Annotated in this window: 14 protein-coding genes and 4 pseudogenes; 7 read left to right on the top strand and 11 right to left on the bottom strand. The window is 65.4% G+C overall.

From position 1 onward, the window contains the following. Positions 1 to 10: 10 nt before the first annotated feature. From MYXE_RS12040 to MYXE_RS12025, 4 genes and pseudogenes are all read right to left on the bottom strand, one after another. A pseudogene (locus tag MYXE_RS12040) lies at positions 11 to 1,644 on the bottom strand (fatty acyl-AMP ligase). A 340-nt stretch (positions 1,645 to 1,984) separates the two neighbouring features. Continuing rightward, a complete protein-coding gene (locus MYXE_RS12035) occupies positions 1,985 to 2,680 on the bottom strand; it encodes a DUF4389 domain-containing protein (protein ID WP_003921890.1) in 696 nt (231 codons plus the stop codon). 112 nt (positions 2,681 to 2,792) lie between these two features. Beyond that, the gene (locus tag MYXE_RS12030; RefSeq protein ID WP_003921891.1) at positions 2,793 to 3,665 is read right to left on the bottom strand and encodes an LLM class F420-dependent oxidoreductase; all 873 of its coding nucleotides are present in this window, start codon (positions 3,663 to 3,665) and stop codon (positions 2,793 to 2,795) included. A gap of 8 nt (positions 3,666 to 3,673) precedes the next feature. Continuing rightward, a pseudogene (locus tag MYXE_RS12025) lies at positions 3,674 to 4,060 on the bottom strand (YceI family protein); the annotation flags it as partial. 93 nt (positions 4,061 to 4,153) lie between these two features. Here MYXE_RS12025 and MYXE_RS12020 point away from each other — a divergent pair. Next, positions 4,154 to 5,243: pseudogene (locus MYXE_RS12020) on the top strand (IS630 family transposase). Here MYXE_RS12020 and MYXE_RS12015 read toward each other — a convergent pair. The 3 genes and pseudogenes from MYXE_RS12015 to MYXE_RS12005 form a co-directional block, all read right to left on the bottom strand. After that, positions 5,238 to 5,402 (bottom strand): annotated as a pseudogene (locus MYXE_RS12015) (YceI family protein); the annotation flags it as partial. The pseudogenes MYXE_RS12020 and MYXE_RS12015 sit on opposite strands and share 6 nt — an antisense overlap. A 20-nt stretch (positions 5,403 to 5,422) precedes the next feature. Further along, positions 5,423 to 6,436, bottom strand: coding sequence for an alcohol dehydrogenase catalytic domain-containing protein (locus MYXE_RS12010; RefSeq protein ID WP_085197596.1), 1,014 nt, complete (start codon positions 6,434 to 6,436; stop codon positions 5,423 to 5,425). A 10-nt stretch (positions 6,437 to 6,446) separates the two neighbouring features. Continuing rightward, positions 6,447 to 7,709: a cytochrome P450 gene (locus MYXE_RS12005; RefSeq protein ID WP_085197594.1), complete on the bottom strand. Its 1,263-nt coding sequence runs from the start codon at positions 7,707 to 7,709 to the stop codon at positions 6,447 to 6,449. Positions 7,710 to 7,947: 238 nt separating this feature from the next. Here MYXE_RS12005 and MYXE_RS12000 point away from each other — a divergent pair, with 238 nt between their 5' ends. Together MYXE_RS12000 and MYXE_RS11995 are read left to right on the top strand one after the other, a co-directional pair. Beyond that, complete coding sequence (locus MYXE_RS12000; RefSeq protein ID WP_003921895.1) at positions 7,948 to 8,391, top strand: hypothetical protein; 444 nt, start codon at positions 7,948 to 7,950, stop codon at positions 8,389 to 8,391. Between the two features lie 73 nt (positions 8,392 to 8,464). Beyond that, complete coding sequence (locus MYXE_RS11995; protein WP_003921896.1) at positions 8,465 to 8,686, top strand: Rv1893 family protein; 222 nt, start codon at positions 8,465 to 8,467, stop codon at positions 8,684 to 8,686. Here MYXE_RS11995 and MYXE_RS11990 read toward each other — a convergent pair whose 3' ends face one another. After that, a complete protein-coding gene (locus MYXE_RS11990) occupies positions 8,687 to 9,232 on the bottom strand; it encodes a TetR/AcrR family transcriptional regulator (RefSeq protein WP_085197592.1) in 546 nt (181 codons plus the stop codon). It lies immediately after the preceding gene. Between the two features lie 120 nt (positions 9,233 to 9,352). Here MYXE_RS11990 and MYXE_RS11985 point away from each other — a divergent pair, with 120 nt between their 5' ends. Beyond that, positions 9,353 to 11,608: a molybdopterin-dependent oxidoreductase gene (locus tag MYXE_RS11985; RefSeq protein ID WP_085197590.1), complete on the top strand. Its 2,256-nt coding sequence runs from the start codon at positions 9,353 to 9,355 to the stop codon at positions 11,606 to 11,608. Here MYXE_RS11985 and MYXE_RS11980 read toward each other — a convergent pair. Together MYXE_RS11980 and MYXE_RS11975 are read right to left on the bottom strand one after the other, a co-directional pair. Then, positions 11,605 to 12,735 carry a nitronate monooxygenase gene (locus tag MYXE_RS11980; RefSeq protein WP_003921899.1) on the bottom strand — a complete coding sequence of 377 codons (1,131 nt, stop codon included), beginning with the start codon at positions 12,733 to 12,735 and terminating at the stop codon, positions 11,605 to 11,607. The genes MYXE_RS11985 and MYXE_RS11980 overlap by 4 nt on opposite strands. Before the next feature lie 92 nt (positions 12,736 to 12,827). Further along, complete coding sequence (locus MYXE_RS11975; protein ID WP_232061601.1) at positions 12,828 to 13,478, bottom strand: TetR/AcrR family transcriptional regulator; 651 nt, start codon at positions 13,476 to 13,478, stop codon at positions 12,828 to 12,830. 72 nt (positions 13,479 to 13,550) lie between these two features. Here MYXE_RS11975 and MYXE_RS11970 point away from each other — a divergent pair, with 72 nt between their 5' ends. From MYXE_RS11970 to MYXE_RS11960, 3 genes are read left to right on the top strand one after another with little or no spacing between them, the layout of a single operon-like run. Next, positions 13,551 to 14,771 carry an oxygenase MpaB family protein gene (locus tag MYXE_RS11970; protein WP_003921901.1) on the top strand — a complete coding sequence of 407 codons (1,221 nt, stop codon included), beginning with the start codon at positions 13,551 to 13,553 and terminating at the stop codon, positions 14,769 to 14,771. Positions 14,772 to 14,809: 38 nt separating this feature from the next. Beyond that, positions 14,810 to 15,895, top strand: a complete 1,086-nt coding sequence (locus MYXE_RS11965) for an NAD(P)H-dependent amine dehydrogenase family protein (protein ID WP_085197586.1) — start codon at positions 14,810 to 14,812, stop codon at positions 15,893 to 15,895. 11 nt (positions 15,896 to 15,906) lie between these two features. Continuing rightward, positions 15,907 to 16,644, top strand: a complete 738-nt coding sequence (locus tag MYXE_RS11960; protein ID WP_085197584.1) for a glucose 1-dehydrogenase — start codon at positions 15,907 to 15,909, stop codon at positions 16,642 to 16,644. Positions 16,645 to 16,657: 13 nt separating this feature from the next. On the opposite strand, the gene MYXE_RS11955 is transcribed toward MYXE_RS11960, so the two are convergent. Then, positions 16,658 to 17,542, bottom strand: coding sequence for a TIGR03619 family F420-dependent LLM class oxidoreductase (locus tag MYXE_RS11955; RefSeq protein WP_085197582.1), 885 nt, complete (start codon positions 17,540 to 17,542; stop codon positions 16,658 to 16,660). Between the last annotated feature and the right edge of the window lie 32 nt (positions 17,543 to 17,574).

Raw genomic sequence — 17,574 nt, 5'->3', positions numbered from 1 at the left:
CGAGCGTCGGTCAGGCGATCAGCGAGAGCGCATGCGTGCGGCGCAGTTTGCCCGATGGCGTCTTGGGGATGGTGCCGGGAGCCACCACGACCACCTTTCGCGGTCGAACATCGACCTCCGCGAACACCTCGTGGGCAACCCCGTGCTCCATCCGTCGCACCTCGGTCGGGTTCTCCCAGGCGTTGGACTCGACCACCACCGCGAAGCTCTCCCGCCGGTGTCCCGCATGCAGCCGAACCGCCGCCGCGCAGCCCGGTCGAACCCCGTCAACGCGGCCCGCCGCCCGCTCGATGTCGGTCGGATAGATATTGCGGCCGGCCATGATGATGACATCCTTGACCCGACCGCACACCACGATGTGCCCGTTCTCGGTCAGATAACCCAAGTCGCCGGTGTCATACCAGCCGTGCTCATCCTGCGCCGGAATGAACCCGCCCACCGTGACGTAGCCGGACGTCACCGACTCGCCACGCACCTGAATCACACCGATACCGCGACTGGGCACCACATTGGCGTCCTCGTCCACGATGCGAACCTCCATGCCCCGCAGTGCAGGACCCAGGCAGGCCAGCCGACGGGTCTTGCCTTTCTTTGCCGGAACGGCGTGGCGAAGCACCGCGAGCAGGTCGGCGTCGACCTCGTCGACGACCAGCCCGGTGCCGCATTCTGAAAACGACACCGCGACTGTCGTTTCCGCCATGCCGTATGCGGGCACGATGGCCTCGGGCCTCAGCCCGAACGGAGCACCGACCGCGCAGAGGTCTTCAACATCGGCGGGTTCGACTTGCTCGGCGCCCGACAACGCCCACCGCAGGCTCGACAGATCGAATTCACCCGGCTTCGCCTGTTTGCGCAGCCGCTTGGCGAACAGCGAGTAAGCAAAGTTCGGCGCGGCGGTCATCGTGCCTTTGTATTTGTCGATCAGCCTGGCCCACAGCAGCGTGTCGCGAAGAAAATCCATCGGGGTGATCTTGACCAGCTCCGCACCGAAATACATTGGCACCGCCAGAAATCCGGCCATCCCCATGTCGTGAAAAAGCGGTAGCCAGCTCACAATTACGTCGGTGGCAAGGTCATAATTGGCACCGGCGAACATCGCCTCGGCATTGGACACCACGTTGCGATGCGTGATCCGGACGGCCTTGGGCGAGCCGGTGGAACCCGACGTCAGCTGCAGCAGCGCCACGTCGTCCTCGCCGGTGTCCACTGGATCGATCGGGTCCGCAGCGAGCAGTTGGTCAACGGTGAGTACCTGGATCCCGAGGTCGGTGAGCAGTGGAGCCGCGGCCATGAATGGATCGGCAACGATGACCGCCCGCGCCTCGATTACTCCGACGACCGACGCGGTCTCGATCGCCCACAATCGCAGGTCGGTCCGCGGCGTCGGTTGATGCAGCATGGTCAGGCTTGCGCCCCGCATCCAAAGGCCTTGCGCGGTCGGTGCGATTTCGACGGGCGCACCTGCGAGCACCGCGACAGCGTCGCCATGACCGACGCCGCCGAAGCCAGGCCGCCGGCCACACGGCGGGCGCGCTGGTGCACTTGGTGCCAGCTGTGCCGCACCGGGGCGTAGGGCTCACCGGTTGTCATCCCGTTACGGCTGCTTAGAGCGTTGCCGTACATGGTTTCGCTAAACCTGCTCACGGCAGCCCCTCGTGCACATTTCTTGACACGCTTCCGCTGTTGTATCAGACCGCACGCAATGGCGAGGGACTTCAGTAACTTGCGGCGATTGTCTTCGCGGAAAATCTGCCGACCACGGAGGTGCCACCTGCGACGTCCCATCAACAACGCCGTGCTATCGCAGATGGCAACCCAACGGCGAGCCCCCGACGAACCTGCGATTGCCAAATGGTAGCTGATAAATCCCACGCCGCTCCGGGTACGTACCGTGATGTCGGCGCCTTGTTATCAAATTGGTTCGCGGCCGCGACGCAACACCTTCAGCACCCGGATCGTCGCTCGGGGCGAATAATTAAGTGGCTCAGGTGCTTTTCGGTACTCCCGCGTGCTGTAGTTCACGCGGCCCTAAATCCAGGCGGAACGGCGGATACTCGTCGCGCAACAACCCGCTGTATGTGCGCACTCGGATAGCCCAGCGGTTGATACCGAGTATGAAATCGTACAGACCCGTCGGGTACCGCCCGGTAAACAGCAGCGCCACCACAGCGAACAGCAGCAGGATCGAGGCCAGGGAGGGCAGCAGGTAGCCCATCCATTCGTTCGGCTCGACCCTCACGAAGCGCCAGCCGGGCGTGAAAAACGCAAGCAGTATTACGTACTGCGGCAAGGCCAACAGCCACCATTTGACCAATACCAATCCTCGGCTCAGCCGCTCCGGGTAGTCGATCTCCAAGTCGGCGGGGTAATCCGGCTTCAGCCGCAGGCTGAACGGAGGGTATTTGTCGGTGCCCAGCGCCGTGAGGGCATAGAACGCGACACGCCACCGCCACCGCATTACACCGACACTGAAATCGAACAACGCTCGCGGGTATCTTCCGGTTATCAGGATTGCGAAGAATGCGATCACAACGACGACCACGGCAGCGATATGCAGCAAGATCAGCACAATGTAGTGGGGGATGGCAAGAATCCATTTGACCAGCCACTGCCAGCGTGACAGCGCGGGGTCAAGGTCACCTCGAACGCGGACGGGATAATCGGTGGTTTCAGTCGGCATGATCGGCGACTCCTTAGGATGCGCTTCTGCCCGAATCGATGAGCCCTCTGATTGTGTCGTCTTCGACTCGTGGAATCCAGCGTTTGTGGCCACCAAGGGCCCGCGGCGTCGCTTATGTCAACCGTGTCTTCGTAGCGTCTGCGGCGATGGCCAGCGCGGCGAGATGATCGTCGACTGAGCTCAAGCCCGCGTCCATGGTGTTGATCGACACATGGGTTGCGCCAGCGGCGATCCAGCGGCGCACGTCGTCGACTAGTTTTTCGGGGCTGCCCCGCCAGGAGACTCGGCCTTCCATCGCGATGGCCAACGGGTCCCGGCCCGCCTCGATGGCGGCCTGACGCAGCAGCCCCAGTGCCTTGTCGAGCTGCGGCCCGGGTCCGACCATGGGGAACCAACCATCGGCGAGCCGGCCCGCGCGGCGGCACGCGCGCGGCGAGGATGCCCCGAACCACACCGGAATTGGCCGCTGCAGCGGCAACGGCGCTAATCCCGCCCCGGTGACGCGATGCCATCTGCCCCGGTAGGTGACGGTCTCTTCGGTCCATAGCCGACGCATCAGGTCCACCTGTTCCTCGCAGCGTCGGCCTCGGGTCGAGAAGTCCTCGCCAAGAGCCTCGTACTCGACGGCGTTCCAGCCCAATCCCACCCCCAGGCGGAGCCGCCCGCGGCTGAGCAAGTCGACTTCGGCAGCCTGCTTGGCCAGCAAGACCGTCTGCCGCTGCGGCAGGATCACGATGCCGGTGACCAACTCCAATGAGGTGGTGATCGCGGCAAGGTAGCCGAACGTCACCAGCGGCTCATGGAAGGTGCTGTGCAAGTCGTAGGGCCCGTTCCAGCCGACGTGGATTTTCGGATCCGCGCCGACAACATGGTCATATGCGAGCAGGTGGCTGAACCCCAGGCCTTCGACCTGTTCGGCGTAGGCGCGGATCGCACCGGGATCGGAGCCAATCTCGGTCTGGGGAAAGACAACTCCGATTCGCACGTTGCCTCCTAGACCTTTGACCGCTGCGCGGTGAACGATACGCTCACCTCGTCGGCTACCTTGACCGAGCCCATCAGCAGCGAGAACGGCTTGATGCCGAAATCCGATTGGCGAACGGTGGTCTGACTGGACAATCGCCACGAGTCACCGAGATCGTCTGTGCAGAGTTTAATTTCGCGGTGTTGTGCCTTTCCGTGGATATGCAGGGTTCCGGTAAGCCGGTATCCGTCCTCGGTTCTATCGATAGCGTCGGCGGCAAAGCGGATCTCGGGAAAGCGGTCAGCATCCAGCGACCGCAGCGCATTCGATCGCACCAACGCCTTCTCCGGCCCGGACAACCCCTTCACACCACCGTCACCGCGCAGTACTTGGAATGAATTCACGTCGACTACTAGTGTCTCGCGCCAGAAATTCGTTACATAAATGTAATCGGTGCGGATCGGCGGTGTTCCACGGCGAAACGCATTGGTGCGTGGGATGATTCGCATGTGGCATCACAGGGGCGACCGAAAGCGGAATTGGTGTTGACCGATGAAGAACACGAGACGCTGACCCGGTGGGCGCGGCGGCGCAAATCCGCCCATGCGCTGGCGTTGCGGTCACGGATCGTGCTCGGTTGCGCCGAGGGCTTGACCAACAAGCAGGTCGCGGCGCGCGAGCGGGTATCGCAGCCGACCGTGGGCAAGTGGCGGAGCCGGTTCGTCGAGGCACGGCTAGACGGGCTGGTCGATGACCCCGGCCGGGCCGGCCGGCGTCGGTGAGCGCCGAGCAGGTCGAGAACGTGGTGGTGGCCACCTTGGAGTCCACTCCGGCCAACGCCACGCACTGGTCGCGGGCCTCGATGGCCCAACGCTGCGGGCTGTCGAAGTCCACGATCGGGCGGATCTGGAAAGCATTTGAGCTGCAACCACATCGGGCCGAGCACTTCAAACTGTCCAATGATCCGCTGTTTGTGGAGAAGGTCTATGACATCGTCGGGCTCTATCTTGACCCGCCCGAGGCCGCGGTGGTGCTGTGCGTGGACGAAAAGAGCCAGGTCCAGGCGCTGGCGCGCAGCCAGCCGGCGTTCCCGATGATGCCCGGCATGCCCGAGAAACGCACCCACGACTACGTGCGCTCGGGCACCACCAGCCTGTTCGCCGCCTTCGACATCGCCGACGGCACCGTGATCACCGCGCTGCACCGGCGCCACCGCGCCATCGAGTTCCGCAAGTTCCTGGCCAGGATCGACGCCCAGGTCCCCGACCACCTCGACGTCCACCTGGTCTGCGACAACTACGGCACTCACAAAGCGCCCACCGTGCAAAGCTGGCTCGAGCGCCACCCTCGCTTCCACATGCACTACACCCAACCTATTCCAGCTGGATCAACCAAGTTGAGCGCTGGTTCGCCGAGCTGACCCGCCAACTCCTTGAACGCGGCGACCACCGCAGCGTCCAAGCACTCGAAAAAGACATCCGTGCCTGGGTCGCCGCCTGGAACGACAACCCCAAACCATTCGTGTGGACCAAGACCGCCGAACAGATCCTCCAGTCCATCCAACGACTAATGAAACGAATTTCTGGCGCGGGACACTAGTTGCGCGTTGACCGGTTCGTCACCGGCCCACTGCACCGTTGCCGTCCACCGTTTCATTGCGATGGTAAGACGGTGACCCATTTTCGCGGCTCTCCCGGTGACACCGGTGCGGACCAACAGCTCGCCATCGGATGCGTCCAGCGTCCATGCGTCGGGCACGCACCGACTGTATTCGGTGCTCACATCGTGAGCACGACGCGGTAGCGGGGCCGTCCCTGCTCCACGGCCGCGTACGCGTCGCCAGCTTCTGAAAGTGGCCGTTCCTCAATCCAGGCCCGCACCCCCGACAACACAGCGAAGCTCATGGTTTCTTCGACATCGCGCGCCGTGCCGGAGGGGTGGCCGGTGATGCTGACGCCGGGATTGATCAGCTGCAACGGGCTGATCGGCAGAGGTTCGGTCGTGACGCCGATGGCGACGAGTTCACCGCGGGGAAGCAGCCCACCCACCGTTGCGGCCATCGCCGCTGAGTTCCCAGCCGTGGCAAGCACAACGGCTACACCGCCGAGGGCCCGCAATGCCTCGGCCACATCGTTTTTCGTGGAGTCGATGTAGTGGTGGGCACCGAGCCGGCGCGCGTCGTCAGTTTTGCCGGCGCCGCGGGCGATCGCGACCGTCTCGAAGCCCATCGCCCGGCTGAACTGCACCCCGAGGTGTCCCAGACCGCCGACGCCGAGAACGGCGACCCGGTCACCCGCCACCGCCTTTGTGTGGCGCAACGCGTTGTAGGTGGTAACTCCGGCGCAGCCCATCGGGGCGGCTTCGGCGAAGGACAGCTCCGGCGGGATTCGGGCCAGCGCACTGGCCGGCACGGTCACCGATTCCGCGTAGCCACCCGGATATTGCCAGCTGGGCACCTTGAGGTTTTCGCAATGGATGAAGATGCCTTTGCGGCATGGGATGCAATGGCCGCAGTTACCCCCGAACCACCCCACTGCAACCCGGTCGCCGACCACGAAGTCATCCACGTCCGCACCGACTTCGGCGATCGTGCCCGCGATCTCATGCCCGGGGGTCAGCGGCCAGGTGATGTCCGGGAAGCCGTCATGTACGAAAGCGCGGTCGGTGCCACAGATCCCGCATGCTGCCACGTCGAGTCGCACCTCGCTGGGACCGGGTGAAATCGTGTCGACATCAACCAGCTCCAACGACCCACCGGGAGAACGTATCTGGACAGCTCGATGAGTGGGCATCTACCCGCACCTAGTGCGCCACCGGGCATTTCGCCCCGGAGCCACCGGTGTAGTCGACGTGCCAGTGCTTGATGCCGTTCAACCATCCCGACCGCAGCCGCTCCGGCTGGGAAATCGGTTTCAGGTCCGGCATGTGGTCGGCGATCGCGTTGAACATCAGATCGATGGTCATCCGGGCCAGGTTGGCGCCGATGCAGTAGTGTGCGCCGGTGCCGCCAAAACCGAGGTGCGGGTTGGGGTCTCGCAAAATGTTGAAGGTGAACGGGTCGTCGAACACGTCCTCATCGAAGTTGGCCGAGCGGTAGAACATGACCACCCGCTGGCCCTTCTTGATCTGCACACCCGAGAGTTCGTAGTCCTCCAGCGCGGTGCGCTGAAACGACGTGACGGGGGTCGCCCACCGCACGATCTCGTCAGCCGCGGTAGCGGGACGCTCCCTTTTGAACAGCTCCCACTGATCCGGGAACTCGGTGAACGCCATCATGCCCTGGGTGATCGAGTTGCGGGTGGTCTCGTTACCGGCGACGGCCAGCAGGATGACGAAAAACCCGAACTCGTCCTCGGAAAGCTTGTGGCCGTCGACGTCGGCCTGGATCAAGGTGGTGACCAAGTCATCGCCGGGGTTCTTGGCCTTCTCGGCCGCCATCTGCATCCCGTACATGATCAGTTCGGCCGAGGCCGTGATGGCGTCGTTGTCGGCGAATTCGGGATCCATGTCGCCGACCATCTGATTCGACCAGTGGAACAGCTTCTTGCGGTCCTCCTGCGGCACACCCATCAGCCCGGCGATGGCTTGCAGCGGCAACTCGCAGGAGACCTGCTCGACGAAGTCGCCGGAGCCTTCCGCTGCTGCCGCCTTGACGATCCGCTGGGCACGCTCGTTCAGATCGTCGCGCAGGCGCTCCACCGCCCGCGGGGTAAAGGCTCGCGAGATGATCTTGCGCAACCGGGTGTGCTGGGGCGCGTCCATGTTGAGCAGGACGAACTTGCCGCGTTCGACCTGCTCGCCGACCGTGCCGTCCTTGTAGCGCGGCAACGCGGTCTTTTTCAGGCTGGAGAAGACGTCGCTACGCAGCGAGATCTCCTTGACGTCTTTGTGCTTGGTCACCACCCAGAAGCCGCCGTCGTCGAAGCCTCCGGCGCCCAGTGGCTGTTCGTTCCACCAGATCGGCGCCACGCGACGCATCTCGGCCAGCTCTTCGACCGGGAGCCGCTCGGCGTAGATGTCGGGATCGGTGAAGTCAAACCCGGGAGGAAGGTTCGGAGCCGGCATCGATGCACTCCTATAGATGCGAGTTGGGTGCGACGCGTTCTAGGTCAGTAAAGCATCGCTGCCGGTGAGATGGCAGGCGTTCTTGCTGGATCGCGACGGCAGGATTGAAACGTGTTCTCAGCATCGCCGACGGCCCACCGCAGCAAAACAATCTTGCGGGGACTCGGCGCTGGTTATGCTCTGGTGCACGCCACCGGCGCAGTCCCTCGAGCCGGTGACACGGACGTCAAGGTGGAGCATGATTCGCAAACTCGTCATCGCCGCAGCGGCCGCTGGTGCGGCTTTTGTCGCGGCACCGGCCGCCGGGGCTGATCCGCATTACGACGGAGACGTACCCGGAATGAATTACGACGCGTCGCTGGGCGCGCCGTGCGACAACTATGAGCGATTCATTTTCGGCCGGGGCCCGGACGGTCAGGCTGAGGCGTGCCATTTCATCACCCACCAATTCCCGGCCGCGCAGTCAGGCTATTGGGTGCTGTCCTATCCGCTCTACGGCGTGCACCAGCCGGGTGAACCCTGTGCCAGCTACGCCGATCCACGGGGCTCGGCGGCACAGACCCCCGACGGGCTTCCGCTGACGTGCACCCAGGCCCAGGGCTGGGTGGTCGGGTCGCTGACCGGCGGTGGCTTCCCCATCGTCGGCGGAGGGTTCCCCTCGGACACCAGCATCAGGGACTGACCACGCGCTTAGGTCCGACCGCCCCCGGCCTACAGTGGACCCAAGCGGACCGGCGACGAGGAGGAGTCTCTCGATGCAGTTCAATGCTAGCGACGTGTTCGGCGCAGTGCAGGACATCGCGGCCAACGCCGTCGAAAAGGCCTCGGACATGGTGCAATTCGCTGGCGACATCGTCAGAGGCGACGTCGCGGGCGGCACCGAGGGCATCATCAAGAGCTCATTGGGCATCGCCACCTACGCCGTCGACAAAGCGAAACAGGTCTTCACCGGTCAATACGCCACCGACCGCGAGTAGCTAGCCCCCGGCGCCCTCAAGCAGGGGCTTGAGCTCGTTCCGAACGTCGTCGAGCGGGGTGTGGTCGCGGCGGGCGCGGCACAGGATGACCGCCCCCTCGACAGCTGCCACCATCAAGGTGGCAACTCGTGTGGCGCGGGCCGTGCCGAAGCCGCGATTGACGAGCAGACCGGCAAGCTTGGTCTGCCACCGCCCGAAGACTTCACGGGCCAGCGCGGCGGCTTCCGGCGGATCCTGATAGGCGTCGATCGCGACGGCGACGATGGGGCAGCCGGCCAGGTAGTCGGTGTCGCGGAGCGTCTTTTTCCAGAACCGGACGAAGCCGTCGAGCGCCTGCACCGGGTCACCGGATTCGACCGTGGCGTCGATGCGGGACGTGACGTAGTCGGCGGCATGCCGGACCGCGGCGAGGACTAATTCATTTCGCCCGCCGGGGAAGTGGTGGTACACCGAACCGCGCGGGGCGCCGCTGCGGGCCAACACCGCGTCGACGGTGACCGCTGATGCGCCGCGCTCACGCAGCAATTCCACGGCGGCGCCCACCATGCGTTGGCGAGTCTGACCTGGCTTGCGGCCCACTGTTTCCCTCCCGGGATTGCCCTTTGCCCAATACTATGACATAGTCCATAGCAATACGGCTAGTTTTGCGTGGATGGAGGACCGGCGATGGGTGCACCCGACCAAACAACACCCCAGCAATGGCACCCGTCCGCATGCATCTTGTGTGAATGCAACTGCGGCATCGAGATTCAACTTGACGGTCGACGGCTCGCGCGCATCCGCGGTGACAAGCGGCATCCATCCTCGGCCGGCTACACCTGTGAAAAACCGCTGCGGCTTGACCACTACCAGAACGGCAGGCACCGGCTGACTACTCCGCTTCGACGACGCGCGGACGGCGCGTACGAACAAGTCGACTGGGCGACCGCCATCCAGGAGATCGCCGCCCGCCTCACGCAGGTGCGCGACACCTATGGCGGCGACAAGATCTTTTTCTACGGGGGAGGCGGCCAGGGCAATCACCTCGGCGGCATCTACAACCGCGCGCTGCAAGCGGCGCTGGGTGTCCGGTATTTCTCGAATGCGTTGGCGCAAGAGAAAACCGGCGAGATGTGGGTAGACGGCAAGCTCTACGGCGGCCACACCAAAGGCGACTTCGAACACGCCGAAGTCGTGGTATTCGTCGGCAAGAATCCGTGGCAGTCGCACAGCTTCCCGCGGGCTCGGCCCACCCTACGCGAGATCGCCAAAGACCCGGCTCGCACCATGATCGTGCTCGACCCGCGGCGCAGCGAAACCGCCGCGATGGCCGACATCCACCTGCAGGTGCGGCCAGGCACCGACGCGTGGTGCCTGGCCGCGATGCTCGCCGTCATCGTCCAAGAAGACCTCGTCGACCATACCTTCCTCGCCGATCACACCACCGGAACCGAGCCGGCGCGGGCGGCGCTTGCCGAGGTGCCGATCGACACCTACGCACAGCGGTGCGGCGTACCGCTCGAGTTGATCCGGGCCGCGGCACGCCGGATCGCGTCCGCCGAAAGCGCCGCAGTGTATGAGGACCTGGGCGTGCAGCAAGGGCCGCACAGCACGCTGGTGTCGTATCTGGACAAGCTGCTGTGGATTCTGACCGGCAACTTCGGCAAGCCCGGCGCGATGTTTGTGCACTCCACATTCGCCGCGATCGCCGGCGCGTCCGCGGGCGGCAGTGGCGGCGCCCGGGTGCGGCGCACCCCGGTCACCGGCGCGCGGATCATCTCCGGGCTGGTGCCCTGCAATTCCATCGCCGAGGAGATCCTCACCGATCACCCCGACCGCTTCCGCGCGATGTGGATCGACAGCGCCAACCCCGCGCACTCGCTGACCGACTCAGACAGCTTCCGCCGCGCGCTGGCAGCGCTGGACCTGGTGGTTGTCGTGGACGTGGCGTTCACCGAAACCGCCCGCCACGCCGACTATGTGTTGCCGGCCGCCAGCCAATTCGAGAAGTGGGAGATGACATTCTTCAATACCGAATTTCCCTGCAACACAGTGCAATTACGCCCACCGGTGCTCGACCCGTTGCCGGGCACACTGCCCGAGCCGGAAATCTACGCACGGCTACTGCGCGCGCTCGGGGGTGTGGATCCCCAACTGATCGCCGACCTCACCGCGGCGGCGCGAACCGACCGCCGAGAATTCACCACCGCATTCTTCGCTGCGGCAAGCGCTGATCGCGCGCTAATGGGCCTGGCGCCCTACCTTCTATACGAAACCCTTGGCGCCACAATGCCTGAATACCGCCGCGGCACTGCCGCAGTATGGGGCCTGGCGCAGCTGTGCGCCATGGCCTATCCCGACGCTGTCCGCCGCGCCGGCCACGTCGACGGCAACGCGTTGTTCGATGCGATCGTCAACACGCCCTGGGGCGTCACGTTCACCGCGGATAGCTGGGACGACGTGTGGACCTACGTCAAGCGCCCGGACCGCCGGTTCACCGTCGACATTCCCGAGCTCGTCGAGCAGCTGCGGCAACTGCGCACCGACGAACCAGGATGGGGCAGCGAGGAATTCCCGATGGTCCTGTCGGCGGGGGAACGCCGCGCGTTCACCGCGAACACCATCTACCGCGATCCCACCTGGCGCCGCCGCGACGCCGCCGGAGCGCTGCGCATGAGTCCACAGGACGCCGACCGCCTCGGGCTCGCCGACGGCGCACCGGCTCGGGTCATTACGGCCGCCGGCACGGCACAAGCGGTCGTGGAGATCACCGACATGATGCAGCCCGGCCACGTCTCGCTGCCCAACGGGCTGGGCGTCGACCACCCCGATCACGGCCGAGTCGGTGTGGCACCCAACGACCTGACTTCACTGGGATGGCGCGACGCCTTCGCCGGAACACCGTGGCACAAGCACGTGCCGGCGCGGGTGGAAGCCGTTTAGACCGTCGCGGCCTCGTTGAGCTCATTGAGCCTGTTCGTCGCCTCCAGGTATTCCTGGACCCAGCGCTCGATGACCGCCGAGGTCTTCTCCACCTTGGTCAGTTGGCCGACCACCTGCCCGATCGGGTTGAACGCGACGTCGACGGTCTGGTCCGGGTACTTGTGGGTGGCGGCGACCGCCATGCCGGAGACCATGTACTGCAACGGCATGCCAAGCGGTTCGGGATTGCCGGGCTGCTGCCAGGCGTCGGTCCAGTCGTTGCGCAACATGCGGCACGGCTTGCCGGTAAACGAGCGACTGCGGACGGTGTCGCGGCTGGTCGCCTTGGCGTAGGTCGCTTGCTGGACGGGAGTGTTCTCGGCTTCCTCGACCATCAGCCACTGCGACCCGGTCCACGCCCCCTGCGCCCCCATGGCCAGCGCGGCTGCGATCTGGTAGCCGCTGCCAATGCCGCCGGCCGCCAGCACCGGCCGCGGCGCGACCTCCTTGACGACCTGCGGCCACAGCACGATCGAGCCGATCTCGCCGCAGTGCCCGCCGCCTTCGCCGCCCTGGGCGATGATGATGTCCACGTCGGCGTCGGCGTGCTTGCGGGCTTGCGAAGGCGAGCCGCACAGCGCGGCCACCTTGCGTCCGGAGTCGTGAATGTGCTTGATCATGTCCGCCGGTGGGGTGCCCAGCGCGTTGGCGATCAGCGCCACCTTGGGGTGCCGCAGGGCCACCTCCACCTGCGGTGTGGCCGTCGCCTCGGTCCAGCCGAGTAGCTGCAGCGCACTGTCGTCGAGGTCGTCGACGGGCACGCCATGGTCGGTCAGGATCTTTCGGGCGAAGTCCAGGTGCTCCTTGGGCACCATCGCCTGCAGTGTCTTTTTGAGCTCGTCGGCGGACATGTGCGCGTCCATGCCCTCGTACTTGTTCGGGATGACGATGTCCACGCCGTAGGGGCGCTCACCGATGTGCTCGTCGATCCAGTGCAGCTCGATCTCGAGCTGTTCCGGCGTGAACCCGACCGCCCCGAGCACACCGAAACCGCCGGCCTTGCCCACCGCGACGACGACGTCGCGGCAGTGGGTGAACGCGAAGATCGGAAACTCGATGCCGAACTCGTCGCAGATTGGAGTGTGCATGCCTTTCCTTACCGGGGCGCTAAGCGAATTGAAACGTGTTCTAGTTTAGTACCCGGCCCGGTCGCGTGGCCAGCGGGCAGGGCGAACGCAAGTCACGGCGCCAGCCGTTCGTAAGACTTGACGACACCGCGTACGACGGCGACGCACAGGTCGGCGCAGGCGGCGGCCAGTTCACTGGTGGTTTCCCGCGGCTCCTTCAGCCAGGCCTCGATGATCTGGTTGACGCCACCGACCATGAACAGCGCGCCGCGGCGCAACTCTGCGGGATCGGGGGTGTCGTCGCCCAGGACCTCGGGGGCGTAGTGGATAACCAATTCGGTAAGCATGTCGAGCACGTGCGTACGGTGTTCGGTCAGCCCCGGAACGCTGGTGAGGTCGCTCGTGGTGATCCGATGGATATGGGGGTCGGCGGCGATGATGTCGAGAAACGCGGTGAGCGCCGAGCGAAGTTTGTCCGCGAGCGTGCCGGGGTTGCCTATCCCGGCGGCGACCAGCGCGTCGAGCAATTCGTCGCGAACGTCGTCGGCGACCGCGAACAACAGCGCATCCCGGTTCGGGAAATGCTCGTAGAAATAGCGCGGGATCAGTCCCGCCGCCTTGCAGACACCGCGAACGGTCACCTCGGTGATTCCGCATTCGCCCCAGATGCGCCGCCCGGCGGCCAGCAGCTTGCGCCGGCGTTCGGCCCGGCGGTCTGCTGCGCTGACGCCGCCGTAGTCGCGCACCACCTCTGCGCGTCTCATTGACAGCACCATACCCGCAGCCTAGATTCGGACTACGGTTGTTATCCAATTGTCGCGCGGAGGAGACCGGCGATGAGCCTGCCGATTCCTGCTCGTCATCCCGACCAACCCCGCCCGGTCCCGGCCGGCATCCAGCTGGCCGCGATGGTGTTGGGCATAGACAAGCCCACCCCGAAGCAGTGGCGCAGGCTCGGCGAGCAACTGACCGTCGGCGACGAGCCGATGGACCGTCTGGTCGAGTGGATGGCTTCTGCGGGAATGGAGCACACCCGGCCGTTGTTCGACCGGGCACTCGCCGAGGGCATCGCCAACGTGCCTGAGGCGCCGGACCCGTTGCGCGAGTTCTTTGTTCGCGTTGAAGCGACCCCGGACTGGGTTGATGGCGACAAGCTGCGCCGGGGACAGCGGGCGCTGCGCAGGGGTGGCGCCGACGGCATGTACATCGCACGCGACGTGGCGCTTCTGGGCGGCTACCAGTTCTCGGGTTTCAACAAGACCCTGCTGCGCACCGGCGCGCTGGAGAAGGGGTCCAACCAGCGTTTCGCCGAGACCATGCAGTGGGCGATGGACGTCATCTCCGAAGGCGGCCTGGCGCCCCACGCGGTCGGCTACCGGTCCACGATCCGGGTGCGACTGATCCACGCGCTGGTGCGACGGCACGTCGCCGCGATGCCGGACTGGCGTGCCGACGAATGGGGTGTCCCGGTCAACCAGACCGACATGGCCGCCACACTGGTCGGCGCGCTGATCGCTCCCCCCGCAGGTGCGATCGGCATGGGAATCCTGCTCAGCCGCGCCGAACTCGAGGCGATTGCACACCTGACCCGCTACGTCGGCTGGCTGATCGGCGTGCAAGACCAGTGGCTGCCCCGCAGCTTCCGTGACGGTATCCGCGTGCTCTACCACACGCTCACCGCCCTTTCGAACCCGGACGAGTCGACGAAACAGCTGGCGATGCCGATGGCCGACGACCCGCTGCTCTGGCACTACCGCAGCATGCGGGGCCTGCGCCGCCGCATCGCACGGGCCCAGCACCTGTCGGTGACCAGCGGCTTCCTGGGTCCACGCGCCATGCGCACGCTGGGCCTGCCGACCTACGTGCCGCCGTGGTATCCGGTGCTCCGGATCCCGGTCAACACCGCCCGCAGCATCGCCGCGCTCGCCTTGCCCGGGGGACTGGACCGCGCGGCTGCCCGCGGCTATCGCGAGCAAAAAGCGTTGCTGCGCACCATGATTGGCGGCAACCCAGCCAGGATCGGCGACTCTGCCGCGCACGTGACCACCGCTGCCTGACCCGAGACCCGCTCGTCGAGCGTCTAGGCTGCCTAGCCATGGCCATCCGCGTCGCTCACATCGGCACCGGCAATGTCGGTCGCTTGGCACTGACCCAACTCCTCACCGACCCGCGGTTCGACCTCACCGGGGTTTGGGTGTCCTCGCCGACCAAAGTGGGCAAAGACGCGGCTGAGCTTGCCGGACTCGACACCCCGGCCGGAGTCACCGCCACCGACGACCTGGAGGCCTTGCTGGCGACCCGGCCCGACTGCGCGGTCTATTGCGCGATGGGGGACAACCGAACACCCGAGGCGATCAAGGATTGCCGGCACATCCTGGCCGCCGGTGTCAATGTCGTCGGCTCGGCGCCGGTGGTGCTGCAATACCCGTGGCAGCTGATGCCCGACAAGTACATCAAACAAGTGGAAGATGCTGCGCAGCAAGGTAATTCGAGCATCTTCATCACCGGAGTCGATCCCGGGTTCGCCAACGACCTGATCCCGTTCACGTTGGCCGGCACGTGCCAGAGCATCGAGCAGCTGCGCTGCATGGAGATCGCCGACTACGCCACCTACGACGGAGCGACGGTCATGTTCGAGGTCATGGGCTTCGGCAAACCGCTTGATAACATCCCGATCCTGCTGCAGCCCGGCGTGCTGAGCATCGCTTGGGGCACATCCATCCGGCAGCTGGCCGCCGGGTTGGGTGTCGAACTCGACGACATCACCGAAACCGTTGAGCGCGAACCAGCCCCGGACGCATTCGACATCGCGGCAGGGCACGTGCCGAAAGGCAGCGTGGCGGCGATGCGCTTCCAGATTTGCGGCGTCGTCAACGGCCACCCGGCGATAGTCATCGAGCACGTCACCCGGTTGCGCGAAGACCTGCGGCCCGACTGGCCGCAGCCCGCCCAGCCCGGCGGCTCGTACCGGGTGGAAATCACCGGCGAGCCGTCCTACACCGTCGATATCTGCCCGACCAGTCGCAAGGGCGACCACAACCATGCTGCGATCGTGGCCGCGGCCGGACGGATCGTGAATGCCATTCCCGCGGTCGTCGCCGCGCCGCCGGGAATCCGGACCACCCTGGACCTGCCACTGATCACCGGCCAGGTTGGAACAGGTTCTAGTGGGCTGAGGTAGCCTGACCGCTCATGGGACGCGTGGACGGAAAAGTTGCACTGATCAGCGGCGCCGCCCGGGGGATGGGCGCCTCGCATGCCCGGCTGCTGGTGAGCGAGGGCGCGAAGGTGGTGATCGGCGACATCCTCGACGACGAAGGCAAGGCGCTGGCCGATGAGCTGGGGGAGGCCGCGCGTTATGTGCACCTCGACGTTACCCAACCCGACCAGTGGGACGCGGCGGTTACCACGGCCGTGCAGGACTTCGGCAAACTCGATGTTCTGGTCAACAACGCCGGCATCGTGGCGCTGGGACAGCTCAAGAAGTTCGATCTCGCCAAGTGGCAGAAGGTCATCGACGTCAACCTGACCGGCACCTTTCTCGGTATGCGGGCGGCCGTCGATCCGATGATCGCCGCGGGCGGCGGTTCGATCATCAACGTCTCATCCATCGAAGGCCTGCGCGGTGCTCCGATGGTGCACCCGTATGTGGCCTCCAAGTGGGCGGTTCGGGGCCTGTCCAAGTCGGCAGCGCTGGAGTTGGCTTCGCACAAGATCCGGGTCAACTCCATTCATCCGGGGTTCATCCGCACCCCGATGACCAAGCACATTCCCGACGACCTGGTCACGATTCCACTCGGGCGCCCCGCCACCTCGATCGAGGTGTCGACGTTCGTCCTGTTCCTGGCCAGCGACGAATCGGCCTATGCCACCGGCGCTGAGTTCGTCGTGGATGGGGGCCTGGTCGCCGACGTTCCGCACAAGACGTAAACCCGTTTGCGGTTCACCGGCATTTCGCGATGACGGTTTCGGCGAACCGCTCGATCGCCGGCCGGAACCGCTCGGCAGGCTCCGTCGACGAACCACCGGCAAGTAGTTCATCCAATCCCGTCCACGGCGAACACATCACCGCCGTAATGCCAAGATCCTCCGCCCGCTTGTACAGATCCGGCGACGGTGTCTCGCGCAACGCGAGCATGATCTCGAACGGCTCGTCGTGGCGTCCGTAGCTGCGCCGAAAGGCGCTCAGCTTCTGCACGAAATGCACGGCCTCGTTCCAGGCGTATGCGGTGCCGACCCACCCGTCGCACAACCGCGCGGCACGGCGCAGCGCCGCATCGGATTCGCCGCCGCAAAGAATCGGTACCGGCTGTGTCGGATGGGGTTCGAGCATCAACTCCGGCACGTGGTAATAGCGACCGCTCCACGACACCCAGCCTCCCCGCCACAACGCACGCAGGGCTGGGATCATTTCGTCCAGCCGCTGACCGCGGTTGGCGAAGTCTTGACCCATCAGGTCGAATTCCTCGCGCATCCAACCCGCTCCGACGGCCAGTGAAACCCGGCCCTGGGCGATGACCGATGCGGTGGCTACCTGCTTGGCCACCTCCAACAGCGGCCGGGCAGGTGCGACGTAGACGGCGTTGGAGAACCGCAGTCGGCTCGTCACCGCTGCCATCGCGCCGATGAGCACCCACGAGTCAGGCCAAGCCGTATCTGGCGACCACATCGGGCGGCCGGTCGGTGACGGGTACGGCGAGGACAGGTGCCGTGGGTAGATCAAATGGTCGGCGCAGACGACGCCGTCGTACCCGGCCGTGTCGAACATTCGCGCAACGGCAACCGCCTCCGTCGCGCTGATAAACGCTGTGCCAGACCAGAACTGCATCGTCCCTCCGTTTACCCGACCCGATCGCATGC

This window comes from Mycobacterium xenopi (assembly GCF_009936235.1).
Taxonomy (GTDB): domain Bacteria; phylum Actinomycetota; class Actinomycetes; order Mycobacteriales; family Mycobacteriaceae; genus Mycobacterium; species Mycobacterium xenopi.
Note: the sequence above shows the minus strand (reverse complement) of the source record. Positions and strands in the feature narration are given on the sequence as shown.

What these genes read in the sequence shown, in the direction of transcription:
- MYXE_RS12000 (WP_003921895.1), top strand. Translation starts at nt 7,948, where the DNA reads ATGATTCGCAAACTCGTCATCGCCGCAGCGGCCGCTGGTGCGGCTTTT.
- MYXE_RS12035 (WP_003921890.1), bottom strand. Translation starts at nt 2,680, where the DNA reads ATGCCGACTGAAACCACCGATTATCCCGTCCGCGTTCGAGGTGACCTT.
- MYXE_RS11985 (WP_085197590.1), top strand. Translation starts at nt 9,353, where the DNA reads ATGGGTGCACCCGACCAAACAACACCCCAGCAATGGCACCCGTCCGCA.
- MYXE_RS12010 (WP_085197596.1), bottom strand. Translation starts at nt 6,436, where the DNA reads ATGCCCACTCATCGAGCTGTCCAGATACGTTCTCCCGGTGGGTCGTTG.
- MYXE_RS11975 (WP_232061601.1), bottom strand. Translation starts at nt 13,478, where the DNA reads ATGAGACGCGCAGAGGTGGTGCGCGACTACGGCGGCGTCAGCGCAGCA.
- MYXE_RS11980 (WP_003921899.1), bottom strand. Translation starts at nt 12,735, where the DNA reads ATGCACACTCCAATCTGCGACGAGTTCGGCATCGAGTTTCCGATCTTC.
- MYXE_RS11960 (WP_085197584.1), top strand. Translation starts at nt 15,907, where the DNA reads ATGGGACGCGTGGACGGAAAAGTTGCACTGATCAGCGGCGCCGCCCGG.
- MYXE_RS11990 (WP_085197592.1), bottom strand. Translation starts at nt 9,232, where the DNA reads ATGGTGGGCGCCGCCGTGGAATTGCTGCGTGAGCGCGGCGCATCAGCG.
- MYXE_RS11955 (WP_085197582.1), bottom strand. Translation starts at nt 17,542, where the DNA reads ATGCAGTTCTGGTCTGGCACAGCGTTTATCAGCGCGACGGAGGCGGTT.
- MYXE_RS12005 (WP_085197594.1), bottom strand. Translation starts at nt 7,709, where the DNA reads ATGCCGGCTCCGAACCTTCCTCCCGGGTTTGACTTCACCGATCCCGAC.
- MYXE_RS11995 (WP_003921896.1), top strand. Translation starts at nt 8,465, where the DNA reads ATGCAGTTCAATGCTAGCGACGTGTTCGGCGCAGTGCAGGACATCGCG.
- MYXE_RS11965 (WP_085197586.1), top strand. Translation starts at nt 14,810, where the DNA reads ATGGCCATCCGCGTCGCTCACATCGGCACCGGCAATGTCGGTCGCTTG.
- MYXE_RS11970 (WP_003921901.1), top strand. Translation starts at nt 13,551, where the DNA reads ATGAGCCTGCCGATTCCTGCTCGTCATCCCGACCAACCCCGCCCGGTC.